We start from the raw sequence: 21,912 nt of genomic DNA, 5'->3' as shown, positions 1-21,912 counted from the left end.
CAGCCTGCGTGGTTGGCGGGTTGTTCAGTCACGACTTCGAGGGTGACCATCGCCGGGCTGAGGTCGTTCGCAGCATGATGGATTACATGCGTCACCCGGAACAGATCGGCAGGAAGAACGCCTTTTCATCTCGCTTGCCGTCTCGTGAAAAGGAAACAAACTCGCCGACCCTGGGCACATCTAGAAAAGTGTGCGCCGGCATCGGGCCGGCTTCTTTGTCGATAATGATGTAACAGGTAACCGTCATGGCGGTCCCATGCTTTTGAACAAGCATAGGATTTTCCGCCGAACGTTTCAAAGCCGATAGGCGCTATGTAGAGGCTCCAGTGCTATTGGTCCGGCCCTTTACTCGGAGGCAACCGACTCCACCAGCGACACCCCGTTCAGCCCCGCCACAATATCCGACAGCGCCGGGACAAATTTTTCCCCGTGCCCCGTAGCCACCGCCGTGGCAAAACCGTTGCGCACCACGGCACCGACCGGGTTGGCGATGCCGGCGGCCTGGGCGAAGGAGGCGAGGTAGGTCATGTCCTTCAGCGCGTTGGCGATGGCGAAGCGCTGCGCGTTTTCGTTGCGGTTGACCACGAAGTCGAAAAAGGCCTGGTAGAAGCCGCAATCCATGCGGCTGCCGGAAATCACGCTGTTGAAGACCTGCGGCGTCAGGCCGGCCTTGGCGCCCAGCGTCAGCGCCTCGGAATAGATCGCGGAATAACCCATCGAGATGAAATTGTTGAGCAGCTTCATGGTGTGGCCGCTGCCGGTCGGGCCGGTGTGGACGATGCGCGCTGCGAAGGCTTCGAGCACCGGATGCGCGCGGGCGACCGCTTCCGGCGGACCACCGACCATGACGTCGAGCTTGCCTTCGGCGGCTTCCTTCGGCGTGCGCGCCAGCGGCGCGTCGATCAGCGTCACGCCCTGGGCGGCAAGCTCGGCGGCGAGCGCGATCGTCGAGGACGGGTTGGAGGTCGAGCAGTCGACGATCAGCAGCGGTTTGCCGGCGGCGGCCAGGCCATCGGGACCCTTCACCACCGCCTCCACCTGCGCCGAGCCGGTGACGCAGAGGAGAACAATGTCGCAGCCTTCGGCGAGCGCGCGCGGCGTCGCCACCTGGCGGGCGCCGGCGCGGACGAGCTTCCGTGCCGCCTCCTGGTTGCGGTGCGCCCAGACCGTCAGCGGCCACCCCTTGGCCAGGAGATTGGCCGCCATGCCCGAACCCATGGCGCCCAGGCCGATAAAGCCGATTTGCTGCTTCATACTGGTCTTCCAATGCTGTTGCAGTTTCTGTCTTGACGCCTGCCGTTATCCCGGAACCGCTGCTCACTTCTGGGCGACATGCATCTTTGTTTGACGCATGTCGTTCTCCCAGAACCGCGCACACTTCTGGGCGACATGCGTTGGAAACGAGAGATTGCCGTTGCAACCAAGCGGTGCGATCCTTGGCGCAAGAATCGATTTAAAGGGCCGGTTTTCCGATGGCGAATCGTGAGGGAGCAATGTTCGGCGCCATTCGCCAGTCCCCCAATCTCAGGGGTGAACTGGTGGACAAGTTTGCCGCGCAGATCGAAGCCGGCGATCTGGCGCCGGGACAGCGGCTTCCCACCGAGCAGGAAATCGTCAACGCCACCGGCGTGAGCCGGACCGTGGTTCGCGAGGCGCTGGCCTCGCTGCGCGCGCGGGGGCTGATCACGACACGGCAGGGCCTCGGCGCTTTCGTCGCGCAGGAGCCGCCGCCCAAGACCTTTTCGATCGTACCGACGGATGTCGAATCGATCGACGAGATCCTGGCCGTGCTCGAGCTGCGCATGGGCGTCGAAGCGGAAGCGGCGGCGCTGGCCGCCACGCGCCGCACCGCCAAGGATCTTGCGCTCATGGCCAAGCAGCTCGACGCCATCGACCGGGCGATCGCCGCAACAGGTCTTGCCGCGACCGAGGATGCGGCTTTCCATCGGGCGATTTCGCTGGCCTCGCACAACGCCTATTTCAGCCGGCTGTTCGACACGTTCGGCGCTGCCATGATCCCGCGCCAATGGACGCAATTCGACCGGCTGGAGCCTGACGCGCGTGAACGGCATTTCGAGCGGACGCGGCGCGAGCACCGGGCGATCCACGACGCCATCGCTGCGCGCGACGCCAAGGCGGCGCAGCGCGCCATGCGGCTGCATCTTTCCCGTTCCTACAAGCGCTTCGAGCAGCTCCGCGACGGCGCCGGACATCTGAAGTAGATCGGGCGAGGGCGCCCGAGCCGCGCATGGCCTGCAGGACAGGCGGCTGCTACGGCCCGACGTCCCAAGCCAGGCCGGCTTCGATTGGCGCCATGAGCGAAATGCCAGAAGCATCCATTGTCCTCCAGTCTTCGAATAGGTCCAAAACGCGCGCTATCCTGTCGTGACTTTTGCATGCTTACAGGGTTGTCGTACAACTATCCGATCTGATATTCCTGCCGGCACGACCCGTCAAGACGACGCGGGCTTTGAGGAGTGACTTTCCATGCATCAAAGGCGATTTGGCCGCACCGGCTGGCAAGTGTCGGAAATTGGCTTCGGCAGTTGGGCGATCGGCGCCGACTGGGGCGATGTCGAGGAGAAAGATGCCATCGCGGCGCTCAATGCCGCACTCGATTCAGGTGTGACGATCATCGATACGGCCGACGTCTATGGCGACGGCCGGGCGGAAAAGCTGATCGCAAAGACGCTGAAGGGGCGGGGCGGCGCGAGGCCGATGGTCGCCACCAAGGCCGGCAAGCGGCTGAACCCGCATGTCGCCTCCGGCTACAATCGCCAGAACCTCACCAGCTTCGTCGAGCGCAGCCTGCGTTATCTCGAGGTCGACGTGCTCGATCTGGTGCAGCTTCACTGCCCGATGACGGAAGTCTTCTACCAGCCCGAAACCTTCGAGGCGCTGGAGAAGCTGGTCGAGGAAGGCAAGATCCGCCATTACGGCGTCAGCGTCGAGAAGGTCGAGGAAGGCATCAAGGCGCTGCAATATCCGGGCGTCGTCAGCGTCCAGATCATCTACAACATGTTCCGGCAGCGCCCCGCGGAGCTGTTCTTCGACATGGCGCGCCAGAAGGATGTCGCCATCATCATCAGGGTGCCGCTGGCCAGCGGCCTGCTGTCCGGCAAGTTCCGCAGCGATTCCAGCTTCAGCGCCAAGGACCACCGCAACTACAACCGGCGGGGTGAGGCCTTCGATGTCGGCGAAACCTTCTCCGGCGTGAACTATGAAGAGGGCCTGCAGGCGGTCGAGGAATTGCGGCCGCTGCTGCCGCCAGGCGCCACCATGGCGCAATGGGCGCTGCGCTGGATCCTGATGAACCCGGCGGTGACGGTCACCATCCCGGGCGCCAAGTCCGTCCGGCAGGCGCAGGAGAACGCCGCCGCGTCCGACCTGCCGGCGCTGTCGCCGCAAGTGATGGAGCGCATCGCCGACATCTATGAGCGGCGCATCAAGGCCGCCGTGCACCAGCGCTGGTAAATACCATGGTCATCGACGGGCATCAGCATTTCTGGGACCCGGCGGACGGATCCTGCGGCTGGATGACAGAGGACTACGCCGCCATCCGCCGGGTGTTCTCGCCCGAGGACCTCAGGCCGGCGCTCGCCGCAGCCGGCGTCGACAGGACCATCCTCGTCCAGACTTGGCATTCGCTCGATGAGACACGCGCGTTCCTGGAGACGGCAAGCCGGACCGATTTCGTCGCCGGCGTCGTCGGATGGGTCGACCTCACCGATCCCGAGGTGGCGGCCACGCTGTCCAGGCTGAAGGCGCGGCCGGATGGCCATTACCTGGTCGGCATCCGTCACCTCGTCCACAACGAGGCGGATCCGAACTGGCTGTTGCGCGCGGATGTTCAGCGCGGGCTGGCCGCGGTCGCCGAGGCCGGGCTCGCCTATGATCTGTTGTTGAAGGAGCCGCAGATTCCGGCCGCCCTTGAGACGGTGAAGCGGCATCCCGATTTGCGTTTCGTGGTCGACCACATCGCAAAACCGCGCATTGCGCAGCAGGCGGTGGAACCTTGGGCCGGATTGATGCAGGGCTTCAAGGCGCACCGCGACCATGTCTGGTGCAAGCTGTCCGGAATGGTCACGGAAGCCGACTGGCGGCGTTGGAAAAGCCAGGACCTGCAGCCCTATGTCGACGCGGTGCTTTCGATCTTCGGGCCGTCGCGATGCCTGTTCGGCTCGGACTGGCCGGTCTGCCTGGTCGCGGCCGACTATCAGTCGGTCAAACGCGCCCTCGGCGATTGCCTTGCCGGGCTGACGCAAGTGGAACGTTCGCAGATTTTTGGCGGCTCCGCCGTCGATGCGTATCGCTTGACCGTACCGTCGCCGTGACGCAATGACACGGCTCTGATCATCTCCCGCCTTTGGCGACCGCGCCCCTTCCGGGCGCGTAGGACGATCCCGATCCCAACCAGTTACCCTGATCCGCAAGCCGGGCGAACTCCTCGCCCGGACCGGATTCATACCGGCCAAATCTGAGCCCGCAGACACCTCTCGGCCGTCCGCTCTACGCCGGAGTCATGTTGACAGCCGTGTTACATGGTAATAGGGTTGTATGACAAGTTGGCCATGTAACGGGAGGAACATGCATGAGACAGCTAGGACTTGGATTGGCCATGGCGGCCGCGGGGCTCGCCATGGCTTTGCAGGCGGCACGCGCCGACGAGGAGCTGCCCATCGGCGTCGTCGCCGCGCAATCGGGCTCATTCGTTTCGGCCGGCAACACCATCGTCGGGGCGGCCAATCTGGCGGCGCAGCAGATCAACGACGCCGGCGGCATCAAGGTCGGCGACAAGACCTACAAGATCAAGCTCTACATCCGCGACAACCGGACGGATGTGAACGTCTCCATCGCGGCCGCGCGCGAGCTGGTCAACGACATCGGCGTCAAGGCGATCTGGGGCACCGAGACGCATGACTTCTCGGTGTCCATGGCCAAGATCATCGGTCCGGCCAAGGTGCTGCAGTTTTCCGGCAACAGCTCGCTCGGCGCCGTGCTCGACGACACGGCGGTCGCCGACGATGGCTGGCTGCATTACACGTTCCAGAGCGAGCCGCAGGAGTGGCAGCGCAGCGGCAGTACCGCCAAGGGCGTGCTGTCGTTGCTGACGCCGCAGCTGAAGTCGCCGCCGAAGCATTCGGTGGTGTTCGTCGGCAACGACGCGACCGGGCAGTATCTGTCCTCGCACTACGTCAAGGCGCTCGAGGCGGAAGGCCAGAAAGTCGACCTGGTGCAGTATCCGCCGGATACGACCGATTTCTCGCCGCTGCTCACCCGCATCAAGGGCATGAAGCCCGATATCGTGCATTTCTGGTACAATGGCGATTCAACGCTCACCGCCTTCCCGCAAGCCCTCAAGCTCGGCGTGGCGCCGTCCTATTTCCTGTTCGGCGTCGATCCGGGCATCTATCAGGAGCGCAGCCTGAAGGCGGACGTGCCGGTGACGCTGAGCTGCGTACCGGTTTGCTGGGGTTCCTCGCCATATCCCGAGGTGAAGCAGTATTTCGAAAAATATTTCGGCCTCGGCGCCGCCAAGGGCCCGCAGTCATCCGTCTCGCTGCTCTATTACGACTACTTCTTCTGGTACGCCAAGGCGCTGGAGAAGGTCGGCAAGATCGACGATCCGGACGCGGTGGTCGCGGAGCTCCTGAAGTCGGACTACAAGGGCGTCGTGTCGCCGGTGCCGCTGGTCTTCAACAAGCACCACCAGGTCACCTTCGCGACCGAAGTCTGCATGGTCGAGCCCAACACGTCCGACCAGTTCAAATGCGCGGTCGAGCAGCCGCCGGCAGCCCCGCCGCCCGGCGACAACGGCGGCTGAAGGCAACTCGCCAACATCCGACATCGGGACGGGCGGCGAAGGGGCCGCCCATCCTTCCCTGCAGGTTCGCCACCCGGATTTGATAATGGACATTTTTGTGCAGCAACTGGTGAACAGCCTATCGGTTGCCAGCGTCACCATTCTTATCGGCATCGGCATCACGCTGATCTTCGGCCTGGCCGGCATCGTCAATTTCGCGCATGGCGAATTCCTGATGGTCGGCGGCATGGCAACTTGGTTCATGGCCGGCGCCGGGATGAATTTCTTCGTGGCGCTGGTGTTCGCCGGCCTGCTGGTCGGCGCGCTCGGCTTCGCCGCCGAGAGATGCCTGTTCCGCTTCACGCTCAACCGGCCGATGAACGGCTTCATCATGTCGATCGGCCTCAGCGTGATCCTGCAACACGCAGTGATCCGCGTCTTCAACGAATTCCAGAAAAGCATCACCGACCCGGTCGGCCTGGTCTGGACGATCGGCGGTGTCGACATCATCGCCATGCGCGCGATCGTCGTCGCGATAACGGTCGTCATCGTCGCGATCACCTATTTCGGCATCTCGCGCAGCCGCTACGGCATGGCCTTGCGGGCGAGCGTCTCCGACCGCGACACCGCCGAGCTGATGGGAATTCCGGTGCGCCGTTACGTTACCGGCGTCTTCATCTATGGCAGCCTGCTTGCCGGCATCGGCGGCGCCCTGATGATCTCGCTGTTTCCGATCACGCCGTTCACCGGCAGCGTCATCATCATCCGCGGTTTCGCGGTCTCGCTGATCGGCGGTCTCGGCAATGTCGGCGGAGCGGTCGTCGGCGGCCTGGTGCTCGGCCTGGTGGATGGCTTGAGCGCCGGCTACGGCTATCCCGAATGGACCGATGCCTATTCGCTGGTCGTGATGATCCTGATCCTGGTGCTGCGGCCCCAGGGTCTGCTCGGCGGCACGCTGGGCCCGAAGGCGTCGTGAGATGTCGATGCCCATGACCGACAACAGTGCCGGCAAGATTGGCGCCGCGCCAGAAGGCGCCAGGGCACGGGATCGGCTCGCGCTTCTGACGGCAGACAACGCCGCCGTTCCGCTGCCTGCCAGCGTCCAGGCGATCACGGCAATCCTGCTGGCGGCGCTGCTCATCGCCTTGCCCTGGCTCGGCCTCGGCTACCGCTTCCTGTCGATCGCCATCACCACGCTCTACACGGCGATCGGCCTCTACGGCCTCGGTCTGCAGTTCGGCCAGGCCGGCATCATGTCGGTCGGCCATGCGGCGCTGATGGGGGTCGGCGCCTATGCCTCGGCGATCCTCTCCGTGCAGCTCGACCTGGGCTTCTGGACCTCGCTGCCCTTCGCCATGGCCTTGTCGGCAATCGTCGGCGGCGTCATCGGCCTGCCGACGCTGCGGGTCGGCGGGCAGCATTACATCATCATCACCTTCTGCTTCTGCGCCCTGTTCGTCATCGTTCTCACCAATGGCGGCACCTTCACCGGATCCGCGACGGGCCTCGATGTCGGCTCGGTGACGCCGTTGCCCGGCATCAATTTCGACAAGCTCTCCAACAATTATTATCTGGTTCTGGCGGCGCTGTTCCTGGCGCTTGCCGCGACGCATCTCATCGGCATTTCGCGCTACGGCCGGACGTTGCGGGCCATCCGCGAGAACGAGCAGCTGGCGCGGTCGGTCGGGATCAATGTCGACCTGCACAAGCTTGGCGTCCTGATGGTGTCAGGCCTGTTTGCAGGCCTGGCCGGGGTGCTGCAGCTCTATTATTTGCGCCACATCTCGCCGACCCTGTTCGGCGCTTTCCCGAGCCTCTATCTGGCGCTGATGGTGATGCTTGGCGGCGCCCGCTACCTCTACGGGCCGCTGATCGGCGCCGTCATCGTCAACTTCCTGCCCGAGGTGCTGAACCTCGATCCCGTCGATTCCCGTATCGCCTACGGCGTCTGCCTGCTTCTGGTGATCCTGCTGCTTCCGGGCGGGGTCGGCGCCGGCATCAAGAACATCTACTGCGCGATCGCCGGTGGATCCGTGACACAAGGCGGAGGCGCGAATGGCCGCGCTTGAGGTGAGGGGCCTGCGCAAGCAGTTCGGCGGCGTCGTGGCGCTCAACGGCATCGATCTCGACATCGATACCGACCGGGTCGTCGGCATCGTCGGCCCCAACGGCTCCGGCAAGACCACCTTGTTCAACGTCGTCACCGGCGTCCACCCGGCGACCGGCGGCACCGTATTCTGGCAGGGGCAGGACATAACCAATATCGGCGCCCATCGCATCGCGCGAAAGCGGCTGGTGCGGACCTTCCAGCAGGCGATGTCCTTTCCGGGCCTGACCGTCGACGAGAATGTGCGGATCGCCTGGGAGCAGGGCAGGAGGGGAGGCGGCCGCTGGGCCTCGCCCGGCCTGATCCTCGATTTTGTCGGCCTGGCGCCGCTCGGCAAGGCGATCGCCGGATCGTTGCCCTTCGGCAGCCTGAGGCGGCTCGGGCTGGCTGTCGCGCTCGGCGTCTCGCCTGAACTCCTGCTGCTCGACGAGCCCGGCGCCGGGCTGAACGACAGCGAAGCCCAGGCCTTCGCCGCGGTCATCGCGCAGCTGCCGCCGCAAGGCATCGGCGTCTGCCTCATCGACCACGACATGGACATGATGTCCGAGCTTTGCGACCGCCTTATCGTCCTCGACTTCGGCACCAAGATCGCGGAAGGCCCACCGGCCGAGGTGCTCGCCGACCCCAAGGTGCGCGAGGTCTATCTCGGCCCGGACAAGAATGCGGCCGTGTCATGAGCCTGCTTGCCGTCGAGCATGTCGATACCGGTTATGGGCCCGTCGCCGTCAATCGCGACGTCTCGCTCGCGGTCGGCCAAAATGATGAGATCGTCACAATCCTGGGACCCAACGGCGCCGGCAAAACGACATTGCTGCGCTCCATCGCCGGCCTGGTGAAGCCGCGGCGCGGCACGGTCACCTTCGACGGCCGCGACGTCACCGTGCTTCACGCCGACGAAAAGGCGGCGCTCGGCGTCGTGATGGTGCCGGAAGGCCGCCACGTGTTCGCCGACATGAGCGTGCGCGAGAACCTTTTGCTTGGCGCCTACTGCCGTAAGGACCGGGATGCGATCGAGGCCGACATCGCCTTGATGGAGAACTATTTCACCATCCTTGCCAAGAAGCGCGGCGCCAAGGCCGGCACGCTCAGCGGCGGCCAGCAGCAGATGCTGGCGATCGCGCGCGGCCTGATGGCCAGGCCGCGCATCCTTTTGCTTGACGAGCCTTCGCTCGGACTGTCGCCATTGCTGGTGTCGGAGCTGCAGGGCATCATCATCGACGTCCGCGAGAAGTTTCACGCCGCGGTGCTTCTGGTCGAGCAGAACGCCGGACTGGCGCTCTCGGTGGCCGAAGAGGGCTATCTGATGAATTCCGGGCGCATCGTGGCGTCAGGCAGCATCGACGAGCTGAAACAATCGTCGGTCATGCAGGAGCTCTACCTCGGCAAGAGAGCGCAGCAGAATCATGGCGCCTCGCCGGCATCGCTGTGATGGGCGATCCTGGCATGGCCCTCGCAAGCAGGATCATCTCCCAGTCGCGCAGAGCCTGGGCGCGGAACTGCACGCGCTGGGCCGGTTCGCATCGCTTCCCCGGGAGACAGCCTGCCTTTCGACGGCTGACCGAGGGCGGCGTCGAAACGATCGCGCTACTTTGCCGGCTTGTCGTCCGGGTGGCCAAGCTCGCAGAACCAGCCGCCGAGATATTTCACCGACGGCGTCTTCGGATCGGGCACAGGGGTCTTCGCCTCGATCGCGGCGCGGAACGGCTCGGCGCTGTCCTGCGGGATGAAGCCCAGATGGTCGGCGCCGCTGTTGTCGACCATCTTCAGCTTGTTGTCGGAGATGCCGAAGGAGATCGTGTGCCCGACGCGCGGCGCGGTCAGCGACGCCTCGACCAGCCGCACGCAGTCGGCGAAGGAGAGATACGACCACAGCATGCGGCGATCGGCCGGCTCGGGGAAGGACGAGAAGATGCGCAGGCACACCGTCTCGATACCGAACTTGTCCCAATAGAGCCGGCTGAGGCTTTCGACGAAATTCTTCGACACGCCGTAGAGGCTGTCGGGGCGCACCGGCGCGTCGACGCCGATATGCGCCTCGATCTCGTGATAGCCGATGGCATGCACCGAAGACGCATAGATGACGCGCTTCACGCCGTGTTTCCGCGCGCCTTCATAGATGTGGTAGGAGCCGCGGATACTGGAATCGAGAATGGTCTGCCACTCGCATTCGAGCGGCGCCCCCCCGAAATGCACGATCGCATCGCAGTCCTTGGTGGCCGCGATGGTTGCTTCCATGTCGGCGAGGTCGAAGACCGCCTCCTCCTCGTGAGGCGCAAGATCGCCGAGGGGTTTGCCGTCCGCCAGGCGGATCGTCTTGGCCAGCGGGGCCAGGCCCTTGCGCAGCTGCGAGCCGAGCCGGCCGGCGGCGCCGGTGATCAGGATTCTTTCATAATGCGGCATCGTTTACTCCACTTGTGCGACGGCGGCTTTGATCCGCGCGGGCGCCTCGGTCATCACCTCTTCGCTGATCGCGGTCGAAATGCGGAAATAGGTGACAGTCCATAGGCGACGCCGGGCACCGACGCCACACGCCATCGAGGCCGAGGGCTTCACCACCGGGAGGCGCGCGGCCACGTGGCTCATCGGTCGTTCTCCGTGACGTAACCCTTGGACCGGTCGTTGGCTAGCGCGGCCGCACTGCGTTTGGCCGGATCGCCATAGCCGCCGCCGCCCGGCAGTTCCAGGATCAGCCGCCGCCCTGCCGGCACATGCTGCCAGCCCTTGGGGCGCATCTTGGTGCCGTCATCGAGCTTGACAGCTCCGGCGACGCCTGGCTTGCCGCCCTCGCGGCCATGGGCCGGATGGTTGACGCGGTCGAACATGGCCGAGAAGTCGAATTCGTGGCCTTCGGTCGCCTCGATCTCGATGACCTGTCCGAGACCGCCGCGAAATTCGCCGTCGCCGCCGGAATTGGGCCGCAGCTCCTTGCGCCAGATGACGATCGGACCGGTATGCTCGGTCGCCTCGATCGGCATCGTGTGCACGCCCGACGGGAAAGCCGTCGCCGAGAGACCGTCGAGCCCGGGGCGGGCGCCCATGCCGCCGGAGTTGAACATCAGCACCTCGGCACGGCGGCCGGATGCGCCGGCGGCGGGACGCGCCGATATGTGAATGTTCCACAGGGCGCCGGCGCCCTCGGCGAGGATTTTTCCGGGCAGCGCCTTGGAGAACGCGCCCAGCACCAGATCGGGAACCATGTGGCCGAAGATATGCCTCAGCGCCACCGGCGCCGGACGCACCGCGTTCAGGATGTTGATGGGCGACGAGACGGTGAAGAAGGCGAGCGAGGCGGCGTTGTTCGGGATGTCGGGCGCCACCATGCATTTCAGCGCATAACAGGCATAGGCCTTGCTGTAGATGATCGGGCAGTTGATGCCCCAGCGGCTCATCGGATCGCTGCCGGTGAAGTCGACCTCGACATGGTCGTCGCGGACCGAAACCGTCGCCGCCAACTTCACCGGTTCGTCGTATCCGTCGGTCACCAGCTCGTTCGACCAGCTTCCCTTGGGCAGCGCCTCGATGCGTTCCAGCATGGCGTCGCGGGTGCGCGAGAAGACGAAGTCGGCAAGCCTGTCGAGCGAGGTCAGGCCGATCTCCTTCATCATGTCGAGGAGGCGGCGGTGGCCGACCTCGTTGCAGGCTGCGAGCGAATAGAAATCGCCGACCACCTGGTTCGGCTCGCGGACATTGGCGCGCAGGATCCTGACGAGGTCGAGATTGACCTTGCCCTTTTCCGCGAACTTCATGATCGGGATCTGGATGCCTTCCTCATAGACGGACTTGGCGTCGGCGCCGAAGCCGCGCCCGCCGACATCGACGACATGCGCCGTGCAGGCGAAGAAGGCGACGAGCTCGCCGTTGAGGAAGGACGGCGACACCATGGTGATGTCGTGCAGATGGCCGGTGCCGAGCCACGGATCGTTGGTGACATAAGTGTCGCTCTCGAACATCTCCTCGCGTGGTATCGCGTTCATGAAATGCAGCACCGCCTCGGCCATGGTGTTGACGTGGCCCGGCGTGCCGGTGACCGCCTGCGCGAGCATCCGGCCGCGCGGGTCGAACACGCCGGCCGACAGGTCGCCGGCTTCGCGCACCGAGGTGGAGAAGGCGGTGCGCAGCAAGGTCAGCGCCTGCTCCTCGACCACCGAGATCAACCGGTTCCACATGACCTGCATGCGGATTTCGCCAATATCGCTCATGCCTGGCTGCCTTTGCGGATCAGAAGGATGGCGCCGTCGCTCTGGATGACGGCGTCGAAGCTGGTGGTAACGACGGTCGACGTCTCGCGTTCGACGATGATGGCTGGACCGGCGACACGGTCGCCGGCACAAAGCGTGTCACGCTCAACGATGCCGTAGGTCTGCGGCGCCCCAGTCGCCGGGTCGAAGACTGCACGGGTCGTGGCCGGCTGGCTGGTCTTCTTGCCCGTGGTCAGCTCGTGCCTTGCAACGGTGGGCCGAACATCCGTCGCCTTCACCGACCAGGTGACGATCTCGATCTCCAGCCCGTCGAGCCCCTCGATGGCGCGGCCGAAGAAGCGCTGGTAGTTTTCCTCGAAGAGGCTCTTGAGCTTGGCGACCGCATCGTCGCCGAACGGCTCGTCGGGCAGCAGCACCGGGATTTCCCAGCCCTGGCCAGCATAGCGCATGAAAGCCGTGATCTCGCACACGATCCCGCCGCTGGCGCCGGAGCGCACAAAACCCTCGGCGGAGGCTTTGAGGTCGGCGAGCAGCGCATTCACGTCCGAAGACTCGAAGCGCGACAGGCGCGTCAGTTTCGAGGCCAGCGCCTCATAGCCGAACGGCGCCTTGAGGAAGCCGATCGCCGACCCGACGCCAGCGCCGCGCGGCACGATGCACTGGTCAATGCCGAGCTTTTCGCAGAGCCTTGCGGCGTGCAGCGGTGCGGCGCCGCCAAAGGCGATCATCAAATTGTCGGAGATGTTCTTGCCGTTCTCGACGGCGTGGACGCGGGCGGCGTTCGCCATGTTCTCGTCCACCACCTCGCAGATGCCGAAGGCGGTCGCCATGGCATTCAGCGACAGGCGCTCGCCGACGTCGCGCAGGATCGCCTGTTCGGATGCGGCCGTGTCCAGCTTGATCGCGCCGCCGGCGAAATTGTTGGGATCGAGCTTGCCCAGCACCAGGTCGGCGTCGGTGATCGCCGGACGCTCGCCGCCGCGGCCGTAGCAGGCCGGGCCTGGCTCCGAGCCGGCGCTTTCCGGTCCGGTCTGGATGCGGCCCATAGCGTCAACCCAGGCGATCGAGCCGCCGCCGGCGCCGATCTCGATCATCTCGATCACCGGAATGGAGATCGGCATGCCCGAGCCTTTGGAGAAGCGAGAGGTGCGCGCCACCTCGAAGGTTCGCGCCGTGCGCGGCGCAAAGTCCTCGATCAGGCAGATTTTGGCGGTGGTGCCGCCCATGTCATAGGAGACGACTTTCTCCAGGCCGAAGCGCCGGGCGATGTCGGCGGCAAAGATCGCGCCGCCTGCCGGGCCGGACTCGACCAGCCGCACCGGAAATTCCGAGGCGGTCTCCACCGAGATCAGGCCGCCGCCGGAATGGATCATGAAGACCGGGCACCCGGCGCCCATATCCTTCAGGCGCGTCTGCAGGCGAGCGAGATAGTCAGCCATCCGCGGCCGCACATAGGCGTTGGCGCAGACCGTGTTGAAGCGCTCGAATTCGCGCATCTGCGGCGAGACCTCGGCGCTGATCGAAATCGGGATGCTGAGTTTTCGTGAGAGGATTTCACGCGCCCGCCGCTCGTGATCCGGATTGGCGTAGGCATGGATGAAGCCGATCGCGACCGAGCCGAAATTGCCGGCCGCGATGCGGTCGGCGATCTCTTCAAGGGCGGGTTCGTCGAGCGGCTGCAGCTCCTGTCCCTCGGCGCCGATGCGGCCCTTGACGGTAAAACGGTCCTCGCGCGGGATCAGCGGCGCCGGCAGTTGCAGGTTGAGATCATATTGCTCGAAGCGGTTTTCCGTCCGCATCTCGATCACGTCGCGAAAACCTTCGGTCGTGACCAGCGCGGTTTTCGCCCCGCGCCGCTCGATCAGGGCATTGGTGGCGAGCGTCGTGCCGTGGATGATGATGCCGATCTCAGCCGCCGAAATGTGCGCGTCGCGGATGACGACGTCGATGCCGTCGAGGATCGCCTGTTCCGGCGCCGCATAGTTGGTCAGAACCTTGGTCGAGAACATCGTTCCCCGGACGTCGAGCGCGATGTCGGTGAACGTCCCGCCAATGTCCGCGCCAAGGCGGATGTCGTCTGATCTGGAAGTCATGCGTTGGCCTTCCGGGAAGAGAATGCTGCGTCGCGCATTTGGGCGGCAAGCGAACCGGGCTTGCCTTCCGGCTTATACCTGCACCCCAGCCGGCCGGTGCGAAATCAAGAAATGCGGCTCATTCGAAAGTTTTTCTTTATTGTCTCGCGCGCCAGAACGCTCGTCTCGCAGCCGCTTGTCAGTCGGAAAGCGGGGTCGGTTTCGGCAAGGAGAGCTTGAGGTCGCTCAGCCAATCCTCCTGAGCGAGCCAGCGGTGCAGCGCGGCCACCGCCTTCACGCGCAGATGCCCGCGCGGGACGACGAGATAGAAACCGGGCACTTCCTCCGGCTTCATGTCGGCAATGGCATCGCGGCCGATCGGCGCGACCAGCGCGCCGGAGCGGAAATCCTCCTCGGCGTCGATGACGGAAACCAGGCCGACGCCGATGCCTTGCAGGGTCGCCCGACGCATGGTCGCCGCGTCGTCGAAGCTGATGCTGCGGTCGCCATCTGTCAGCTCGACGCCAAGGTGCCGCAATATGTCCGGCCACAGGCGCTTCGACTTGACGGTGTCGAGCAGCGTGAACTTCGTCAGGTCACGCGCCGACTTGATCTTCTCGCCGATCGCCGGCGTGCAGCAGATGATCTTCGGGTCCGGCACCAGGAGCGTAGTCTCGTAGTCGGGCCAGTGGCCGTAGCCCCACTGGACAGTCATGTCGATGTCGTCGCGCCCGAAGTCGGGCAGGTCGACCATGGTGGTCAGGCGCAGATCGGCGCCCGGCAGGATTGCGCGGAACAGCGAGAGCCTAGGCAGCAGATAGTGCGTGGCGAAGTACGGACTGGCATTGAGGTTGATGCGGTCGCGGTGGTTCGACTTGGTGACGCGCCGGACGCCCTCGGAGAATTCGTCGAAGCCCGCCTTGACGTAGTGCGAGAGCAGGATGGCGGATTCGGTCAGCTCGATCGAACGGCCCTTGCGCTTGAACAGCGTGACCTGCAGCGTGTCTTCAAGCAGCTTGATCTGCTGTCCGACCGCCTGCGGCGTGACCAGCAATTCGTCGGCGGCCTGGCGGAAGCTCTTGTGCTGCACGACGGCGTGGAAGACGCGCAGCGCGTTGAGCGAGGGCAGGCGAAGCTTGCCGGTCATGGTGAATTCCGCCTCCTTTCGTTCGAGACTCCGTCGATCATGCACTACCGTACTTCAGCAGCCATCGGCTGCCGAAATAGATCATGCGTAGATGTAACCGCCTGAAACGATGACGTTTTCGCCGGTCATGTAGGTGTTCTTGGGTCCGCCGGTCATCAGCACCCATTCGGCGATTTCCGTCGGCTCGGCGCCGCGGCCAAGCGGACTTGCCTTGGCCAGCTCCTCGAGGAAGCCGAGCGCCTTGGCCTTCTCGGTGGCCATGCCGGCGGGCGCGACGGAGTTCACCAGGATGCCGTCCTTGGCGACGTAATGGGCAAAGGAGCGCGTCAGGCTGACGACGGCGGCCTTGGTCGCCGCGTAGTGGGCGTTCTGCGGATGCGCCTTGAAAGCGTCGACGGAAGTCAGGTTGACGATGCGGCCGCGCACCTGGGCCTTCGGCTCCTGCGCCTGCATGTGGCGAACGGCGGCCACCATCATGTGGTAGGTGCCTTTGATGTTGATGCCGTTGGAGGCGTCCCAATCGGCGTCGGTGATTTCGAGGAGCGGGCGGCGCGGATAAATCGCGGCGCAATTGATCAGCGAGTCGACGCGCTCAAGCTCGGCCACGATGGCATCGAAGGCGGCGTGGCATTGCGGGCCTACCTGGATGTCGCATGCGGCAGCCGCTGTCGGCAGGCCTTTGGCCTTCGCCGGACCGAGCGCGGCCTCGGCGGCTTCCTTATTGATGTCGATGATGCCGATCTTTGCCGCGCCAGCGTCGACGGCCATCTTGGCGAGAAGGGCGCCGAGGCCGGCGCCGCCGCCGACGATCAGAACGGAAAGGTCTTTCATTCCGGTTTCCTTACTTGGTGCCGCTCGGCGAAGTCGGCCATGTCGGCATGATGTCGAAACGGGTGACGTCGGCCCATGCCGGCAGCGCGAGCACGGCGACGACCATCCTGGCCACGTCATCCGGCTGGACCACCTTGCTGGCGTACATGGCCGCACGAGCATCGGCGTCGAGGATGTTTTGATAGAGCTGCGTCTCGACGCGGCCGGCGACAATCTCAGTGACGCGTATGCCGGATGGCGAGAGGTCGGCGCGCAGCGCGGCGGCAAAGCCGGAGATCGCCGCCTTGGTGGCCGAATAGACGGCGATGTTGGAAAATGCCGCGTGGCCGGCGATCGAGCCTGTGAACAGGATATGCCCCGACCGCCGTTCGCGCATCCGCGGAACGACGAGGCGGGTGAGCAGGATCGCGGCGCGAAGGTTCACCTCCAGCGTGGCGTCGATGTCGGCGATCTTCATGTCGGCGAAATTGCCGAGCGGCGGCATCATGCCGGCATTGTTGATCAGCACGTCGATGGTGAGATCGGCCAGCACCGATTCCAGCGCCTCGCGGTCGGTGACGTCGACGGCGATCGGCACAATGCGCGGACCCTCTGCTTGCAGTTCTTTCAGCGCCGCCTGGCTGCGGCCGACCGCATAGACCTGGTAGCCGGCATCGCTCAAGGCGATTGCGATCGCGCGTCCTATGCCGCTCGTCGCACCTGTGATGAAGGCTGTCGTCACTTGAGCTTCCCCATTTGCCTAACTTTCAATGTGCGGCGCGGGCCAGCGCCACGAAACCAAGAAAACCAGCAAAAAGGAAAGATAAACTTTCGAAAGCCGTTGCGGCGTTTGAAACGTTCCACACCGCCTGCGCCATTTTCAAGGCCGTAAAGCAAAGGAATACAATGCTTTCGGCGCGCAAGGGAGGGCTCATGCCGGCTGATCGAACAAAAACATGGCTTTCGCAACCGTGTGCGGATAGCCCTCGGTTTGGGTGTTCAGGATCGCATCTGGCGCGACCATCCGCCCTTCATCCTGGTGAAGGGCGAGGTCGCGCGGCCTCAGGTCCGCGAACTCAGGCCGCGTAGCGTGCCATCACGGGCTGCCTCGACCACTGGGCGTACCAGGTGTCGAAGAGCTTGAGTTGCGCCTCGGCAAAGCCGCGCTGGCTGTCGGTCAGGGTATCGGTCTCGTTGAAGTGCAGCTTGTATTCAGGATTACCCTTCAGAACCATCATGTGCTTGAAATAGAGCACAAGGTCGGGACCCTCGTCGAAGGAGGACAGCACGGCGAGCGCGGCATCCAGCTCCTGCGCCAGCCGGCGCGCTTCGGCGTCGCCCTTCGCCGCCGCCTGGCTGAGCCCTACCAGATGCAGCACTTCCTTCGGCAGCACGTTGCCGATGCCGGTGATGGCGCCCGACGCCCCGCAATTGACGAAGCCGTGGAAGACGGCGGTGTCGACGCCGATCATCAGCGCCACCTCGTCGTCGCGGCTGGTGATGTTTTCGGCCGCGTAGCGCAGATCCGACGGGCCGCCGAATTCCTTGAAGCCGACCAGGTTCGGATGTTCGGCGCGCAGCGCGAAGAACAGATCGGCGCGCGTAGCAAAGCCGTAATAGGGGCTGTTGTAGATGACCGCCGGCAGGTCGGGGGCGGCGGAAAGGATCGCCTTGAAGTGATGGCGCTGCGCCGTGACCGAGGGCCCGCGCGACAGCACGCGCGGGATCACCATCAGGCCGCGCGCGCCGACCTTCTGGGCATGCGCGGCGTGGGCCACGGCACTGGCGGTGTTGACCGCGCCGGTGCCGACGATCACCGGTACGCCGGCCTTCACCAGGCGCTCGACGCCTTCCATGCGCTGCGCGTCGGTCAGCAATGGCCAGTCGCCCATCGAGCCGCAATAGACCACTGCCGACATGCCAGCGGCTATCAGTTCCTTACCTTTGCGCACCAGCGCGTCGAAGTCGGGGAGGCGGTCACTGGTGCAGGGCGTCATCGGCGCCGGCATGCAGCCGGAAAAAACGGTGGCGGTCATTTGGGATTCTCCTTGAGGCTGGCACGCAGATTGAGCAGTTTGTCCCGAAGCAGCACCGCTTGCCAAGCGGATAGTGGCGGCCGACAGGGAGAAACGAACAATGCGTAGCAGGACCAGCATCCGCGTCGTCGGCTGCCATGCCGAGGGGGAGATCGGCGATGTCATCGTCGGCGGCGTGCTGCCGCCGCCCGGCCGCACGATGATGGAAAAGATGATCACGATGGAGCGCGATCACGACCATATAAGGCGCATGCTCATCTGCGAGCCGCGCGGCAGCGTGGCCCGCCATGTCAATCTGCTGGTGCCCGCGACGCGAGAGGATTGCGCCGCAGGGGCGATCATCATGGAGCCGACGGAATACCCGCCGATGTCGGGCTCCAACACGATCTGCGTCGCCACCGTGCTGCTCGAGACCGGCATGGTGCCGATGCAGGAGCCCGAGACGCGCTTCAAGCTCGACATGCCGGGCGGCGTCATCGAGGTCAGCGCGGAATGCCGCGACGGCAAATGCCTGTCGATCACATTGCGCAATGCGCCCGCCTTCGCCGAGCGTCTCGATGCCAATATCGAGGTGGAAGGTCTGGGCACGCTGACGGTCGATATCGCCTATGGCGGCATGTTCTACGCCATCGTCGACGCCAAGGCGCTCGGCTTCTCGGTCACGCCCGACGAGGCGCGCGAGCTGGCCGTGGCCGGCGAGAAGGTTCGCCGCGCGGCGCGCGAGCAGCTCGATGTCGTCCATCCTGAGTTCGACAATGTGCGCGGCGTGTCGATCGTGCAGTTCGCCATGCCGTTCCGGGGGCCGGGCAAGGTCACACGCAACACCTGCATCGTCTCGCCCGGACGCTCGGACCGCAGCCCGACCGGAACCGGCACCTCCGCCCGGATGGCGGTGCTGCAGGCGCGCGGCCTGATGAAGGCCGGCGAGGTGCTGATCCATGAATCGATCATCGGCTCGCACTTCACCGGTAAAATCCTCGAGCTCACCGAAGTCGCCGGGCGCAAGGCGATCGTGCCGCAGATCACCGGCCGCGCCTGGATCACGGGCGAGCACAATTATTATCTCGATCCGACGGATCCGTACCCGCAAGGCTACGTGCTGTCGGACACCTGGGGCACCTCGACCTCGGTGACGCAGTAACGCGGTTTGCAGCGACGTTGTCTCGGACAGTCAACGCTCAAAGTTTTTTACCTTCGAGCGGTGGGCATCGCGCTCGCATATGCTCGGCGGACCTTGCAGGGAGGCGCGCGCTCTGATTCCCTGCGCTTGGTGGGGATCACCTGATTCGTGTGCTCGTTGCTCCGGCTCCGCATCCTCGTGCGGCGGAGCAGCGGGCGCTTTCGTAGAAAGATGAAGAAATGACCGCCAAGCCGGAAATCCTGGAGATGAGACCCAAGATCACCGTTGTCGGGGTCGGCGGCGCCGGCGGAAACGCCGTCAACAACATGATCGCCGAAGGTCTGCAGGGCGTCGAGTTCGTCGTCGCCAACACCGACGCCCAGGCGCTCACCATGTCGAAGTCGTCGCGGCTGATCCAGCTGGGCGCGCATGTTACCGAGGGGCTGGGCGCCGGATCCTTGCCTCAGGTCGGCAGTGCCGCCGCCGAGGAATCCATCGACGAGATCATGGACCATCTGGCGGGAACGCATATGTGCTTCATCACCGCCGGCATGGGTGGCGGCACGGGGACGGGCGCGGCGCCGGTGATTGCGCGTGCCGCGCGCGACGCCGGGATTTTGACGGTGGCCGTCGTCACCAAGCCTTTCACGTTCGAAGGCAAGCGCCGGACCCAGGCCGCGGAGGAAGGCATCGAACGCCTTCGCGAGAGCGCCGACACCGTGATCGTCATCCCGAACCAGAACCTGTTCAGGGTCGCCGATGCCAGGACCACATTCGCTGACGCCTTCGCTATGGCGGACCGCGTTCTCTACGCGGGCGTCGGCTGCATCACCGATCTGATCGTCAAGGAAGGCCTGATCAATCTCGATTTCGCCGACGTGAAGTCGGTGATGCGCGACATGGGCCCGGCGATGATGGGAACCGGCGAAGCCTCTGGAGAGGGGCGTGCAAGGACGGCAGCCGAAGCTGCGATCGCCAATCCACTCCTGGACGAGGCCTCCATGACCGGCGCCAGGGGCCTGCTTGTGTCGATCAGCGGCGGCATGGACATGACGCTGTTCGAGGTCGATGAAGCCGCGACGCGGATACGCGAAGAGGTCGACGCCGATGCCGACATCATCGTCGGCGCCATTTTCGACCAGTCCCTGGCCGGGAAGTTCCGTGTGTCGGTCGTCGCGACCGGATTGCGCAAGAGCGCGAGCGTGATGCAGTTCGAACAGAGGATCGCCTGAGCCACCGCGACCCTCGGCCGCGCCGATGGCGCGGCGCAATCGGCTTATGCCAGCTTCCGACGGCGAATAGATTCCGGTTGCCGAATATTAGCGCACTTACGCACGCGCCTCTCCGTCGCTAATTTTCATGCCACGGAATACAGTCGAGGCTGACGGGAGAGGCTCACATGAAAAGCTTCGTCTATAACGCTCAGCCGGCACGCGTCGTCTTCGGATCGGGCACGATCGCAAGGCTCCCGGAGGAGATCGACCGTCTAGGCCTGAAACGCGTGCTCGTGCTCGCAACGCCGCCGCGAGAGGCCGATGCCCGGCGCCATGCCGAGTCCCTCGGCGACAGGGCGGCCGGCGTCTTTGCCGGGGCGATGATGCATACGCCCGTGTCCGTCACCGAGGACGCGCTGCGGGTCGTGGCGGAGCTTCAGGCCGACGGGCTGGTCGCGGTCGGCGGCGGCTCCACGACCGGCCTCGCCAAGGCGATCGCGTTGCGCACCGACCTGCCGCAGATCGTGATGCCGACGACCTATGCCGGTTCGGAAATGACGCCGATCCTCGGCGAGACCAAGGATGGCGTGAAAGTCACCCAGTCGAGCCCGAGGGTGCTACCGGAAGTGGTGATCTACGACGTCGATTTGACGATGACGCTTCCTGCTTCCTTATCCGGGACAAGCGGCATGAACGGCATCGCCCATGCCGTCGAGGCGCTCTATGCCAGGGAAAGCAACCCGGTGATAAACCTGATGGCCGCCGAGGCCATCGGCGCGTTGGTGAGCGCCCTGCCGGTCATTGCCGGAAATCCGCATGACCGCGATGCTCGCTCCGAGGCGCTTTACGGCGCCTGGCTCTGCGGCATCTGTCTCGGCTCGGTCGGCATGGCGCTGCACCACAAGCTTTGCCACACGCTCGGTGGCAGTTTCGACCTGCCGCATGCCGAGACCCATGCGATCGTGCTGCCGCATGCGCTGGCCTATAACGCGCCCGCCGTTCCGGCCGCCATGGAAACCCTGCGGGCCGTGCTGAAGACGAACGACCCGGCGCAGACTCTCTACGATCTCGTCGGCCGGATCGGCGCCAGGCGCGCCTTGTCTGAGATAGGCATGCCGCCCGAGGGAATCGACATCGCGACGGACCGCGCGCTGGCCAATCCCTACTGGAACCCGCGGGCCCTGGAGCGGGAACCGATCCGGGCTCTTATCGCCCGCGCCTATGCCGGCGAACCGCCGCGAAGCTGAGACGCCCGGGCAAACTGCACAGCGCATCAGAAAAACGAAATTGTCCGCCGACGCTCCAGCCGTAATGTCCCAGCCAGGCGAACGGCTGGGTTTCTTGGGAGGATTCCGGAGCAGCTGGTCGCCTGACAAAGGCGCCAAACCATAGGCTGCCTGGGAG

The 21,912-nt window shown here is 64.8% G+C and carries 22 protein-coding genes; 11 read left to right on the top strand and 11 right to left on the bottom strand.

Translation table 11 applies throughout. The annotated features are described in order from the left end of the window. Positions 1-91: 91 nt before the first annotated feature. Together EN869_RS17070 and EN869_RS17065 are read right to left on the bottom strand one after the other, a co-directional pair. Positions 92-274 carry a hypothetical protein gene (locus EN869_RS17070; RefSeq protein WP_127229365.1) on the bottom strand — a complete coding sequence of 61 codons (183 nt, stop codon included), beginning with the start codon at positions 272-274 and terminating at the stop codon, positions 92-94. A 71-nt stretch (positions 275-345) separates the two neighbouring features. After that, the gene (locus tag EN869_RS17065) at positions 346-1,278 is read right to left on the bottom strand and encodes an NAD(P)-dependent oxidoreductase (RefSeq protein ID WP_348630812.1); all 933 of its coding nucleotides are present in this window, start codon (positions 1,276-1,278) and stop codon (positions 346-348) included. A 194-nt stretch (positions 1,279-1,472) separates the two neighbouring features. On the opposite strand from EN869_RS17065, the gene EN869_RS17060 reads away from it, so the two are divergent. The 8 genes from EN869_RS17060 (at position 1,473) to EN869_RS17025 (ending at position 9,339) form a co-directional block, all read left to right on the top strand. Beyond that, positions 1,473-2,222, top strand: a complete 750-nt coding sequence (locus EN869_RS17060; protein WP_127229363.1) for an FCD domain-containing protein — start codon at positions 1,473-1,475, stop codon at positions 2,220-2,222. Between the two features lie 265 nt (positions 2,223-2,487). Next, entirely contained in the window at positions 2,488-3,474 is a 987-nt protein-coding gene (locus EN869_RS17055; RefSeq protein ID WP_127229362.1) for an aldo/keto reductase, read from the top strand. A gap of 5 nt (positions 3,475-3,479) precedes the next feature. Then, positions 3,480-4,334: an amidohydrolase family protein gene (locus EN869_RS17050; protein WP_127229361.1), complete on the top strand. Its 855-nt coding sequence runs from the start codon at positions 3,480-3,482 to the stop codon at positions 4,332-4,334. A 257-nt stretch (positions 4,335-4,591) separates the two neighbouring features. Beyond that, on the top strand, positions 4,592-5,824 hold the full coding sequence (locus EN869_RS17045; protein ID WP_127229360.1) for an ABC transporter substrate-binding protein: 1,233 nt from the start codon (positions 4,592-4,594) through the stop codon (positions 5,822-5,824). A gap of 85 nt (positions 5,825-5,909) precedes the next feature. Beyond that, the gene (locus EN869_RS17040; protein ID WP_127229359.1) at positions 5,910-6,779 is read left to right on the top strand and encodes a branched-chain amino acid ABC transporter permease; all 870 of its coding nucleotides are present in this window, start codon (positions 5,910-5,912) and stop codon (positions 6,777-6,779) included. A gap of 13 nt (positions 6,780-6,792) precedes the next feature. After that, positions 6,793-7,872, top strand: a complete 1,080-nt coding sequence (locus EN869_RS17035) for a branched-chain amino acid ABC transporter permease (protein WP_167509401.1) — start codon at positions 6,793-6,795, stop codon at positions 7,870-7,872. After that, positions 7,859-8,587, top strand: a complete 729-nt coding sequence (locus EN869_RS17030; protein WP_127229357.1) for an ABC transporter ATP-binding protein — start codon at positions 7,859-7,861, stop codon at positions 8,585-8,587. Before EN869_RS17035 ends, EN869_RS17030 begins: the two co-directional genes overlap by 14 nt. Beyond that, positions 8,584-9,339: an ABC transporter ATP-binding protein gene (locus EN869_RS17025; protein ID WP_127229356.1), complete on the top strand. Its 756-nt coding sequence runs from the start codon at positions 8,584-8,586 to the stop codon at positions 9,337-9,339. Before EN869_RS17030 ends, EN869_RS17025 begins: the two co-directional genes overlap by 4 nt. A gap of 155 nt (positions 9,340-9,494) precedes the next feature. Here the strand turns inward: EN869_RS17025 and EN869_RS17020 are convergent, their stop codons facing one another. From EN869_RS17020 to EN869_RS16985, 9 genes are all read right to left on the bottom strand, one after another. Further along, positions 9,495-10,310: an NAD(P)-dependent oxidoreductase gene (locus EN869_RS17020; RefSeq protein ID WP_127229355.1), complete on the bottom strand. Its 816-nt coding sequence runs from the start codon at positions 10,308-10,310 to the stop codon at positions 9,495-9,497. Positions 10,311-10,313: 3 nt separating this feature from the next. Then, positions 10,314-10,493, bottom strand: coding sequence for a hypothetical protein (locus EN869_RS17015; RefSeq protein WP_245489310.1), 180 nt, complete (start codon positions 10,491-10,493; stop codon positions 10,314-10,316). Then, a complete protein-coding gene (locus EN869_RS17010; RefSeq protein ID WP_127229354.1) occupies positions 10,490-12,109 on the bottom strand; it encodes a hydantoinase B/oxoprolinase family protein in 1,620 nt (539 codons plus the stop codon). Before EN869_RS17010 ends, EN869_RS17015 begins: the two co-directional genes overlap by 4 nt. Continuing rightward, a complete protein-coding gene (locus tag EN869_RS17005; RefSeq protein WP_127229353.1) occupies positions 12,106-14,202 on the bottom strand; it encodes a hydantoinase/oxoprolinase family protein in 2,097 nt (698 codons plus the stop codon). The genes EN869_RS17010 and EN869_RS17005 overlap by 4 nt, the downstream gene beginning before the upstream one ends. A gap of 178 nt (positions 14,203-14,380) precedes the next feature. Next, positions 14,381-15,328, bottom strand: a complete 948-nt coding sequence (locus tag EN869_RS17000) for a LysR substrate-binding domain-containing protein (protein ID WP_127229352.1) — start codon at positions 15,326-15,328, stop codon at positions 14,381-14,383. Between the two features lie 81 nt (positions 15,329-15,409). Continuing rightward, entirely contained in the window at positions 15,410-16,159 is a 750-nt protein-coding gene (locus EN869_RS16995) for an SDR family oxidoreductase (protein WP_127229351.1), read from the bottom strand. Positions 16,160-16,169: 10 nt separating this feature from the next. Further along, a complete protein-coding gene (locus tag EN869_RS16990; RefSeq protein ID WP_127229350.1) occupies positions 16,170-16,880 on the bottom strand; it encodes an SDR family oxidoreductase in 711 nt (236 codons plus the stop codon). Positions 16,881-16,905: 25 nt separating this feature from the next. After that, positions 16,906-17,061 (bottom strand): hypothetical protein, encoded by a 156-nt coding sequence (locus EN869_RS34435; RefSeq protein WP_167498500.1) that lies wholly within the window; start codon positions 17,059-17,061, stop codon positions 16,906-16,908. Between the two features lie 153 nt (positions 17,062-17,214). Beyond that, positions 17,215-18,174, bottom strand: a complete 960-nt coding sequence (locus EN869_RS16985; RefSeq protein ID WP_127229349.1) for a dihydrodipicolinate synthase family protein — start codon at positions 18,172-18,174, stop codon at positions 17,215-17,217. Positions 18,175-18,274: 100 nt separating this feature from the next. On the opposite strand from EN869_RS16985, the gene EN869_RS16980 reads away from it, so the two are divergent. The 3 genes from EN869_RS16980 (at position 18,275) to EN869_RS16970 (ending at position 21,755) form a co-directional block, all read left to right on the top strand. After that, entirely contained in the window at positions 18,275-19,315 is a 1,041-nt protein-coding gene (locus tag EN869_RS16980) for a proline racemase family protein (protein WP_127229348.1), read from the top strand. A 218-nt stretch (positions 19,316-19,533) separates the two neighbouring features. Beyond that, the gene (ftsZ, locus tag EN869_RS16975; protein ID WP_042647517.1) at positions 19,534-20,526 is read left to right on the top strand and encodes a cell division protein FtsZ; all 993 of its coding nucleotides are present in this window, start codon (positions 19,534-19,536) and stop codon (positions 20,524-20,526) included. 167 nt (positions 20,527-20,693) lie between these two features. Then, positions 20,694-21,755, top strand: coding sequence for a maleylacetate reductase (locus EN869_RS16970; protein WP_127229347.1), 1,062 nt, complete (start codon positions 20,694-20,696; stop codon positions 21,753-21,755). Positions 21,756-21,912 lie beyond the last annotated feature (157 nt).

The sequence above is a fragment of the Mesorhizobium sp. M2D.F.Ca.ET.226.01.1.1 genome (genome assembly GCF_004022705.2).
In the GTDB taxonomy this organism is placed as follows: Bacteria; Pseudomonadota; Alphaproteobacteria; order Rhizobiales; family Rhizobiaceae; genus Mesorhizobium.
The sequence above is the reverse complement of the archived record's forward strand: the minus strand, read 5'-3'. Positions and strand labels throughout refer to the sequence as shown.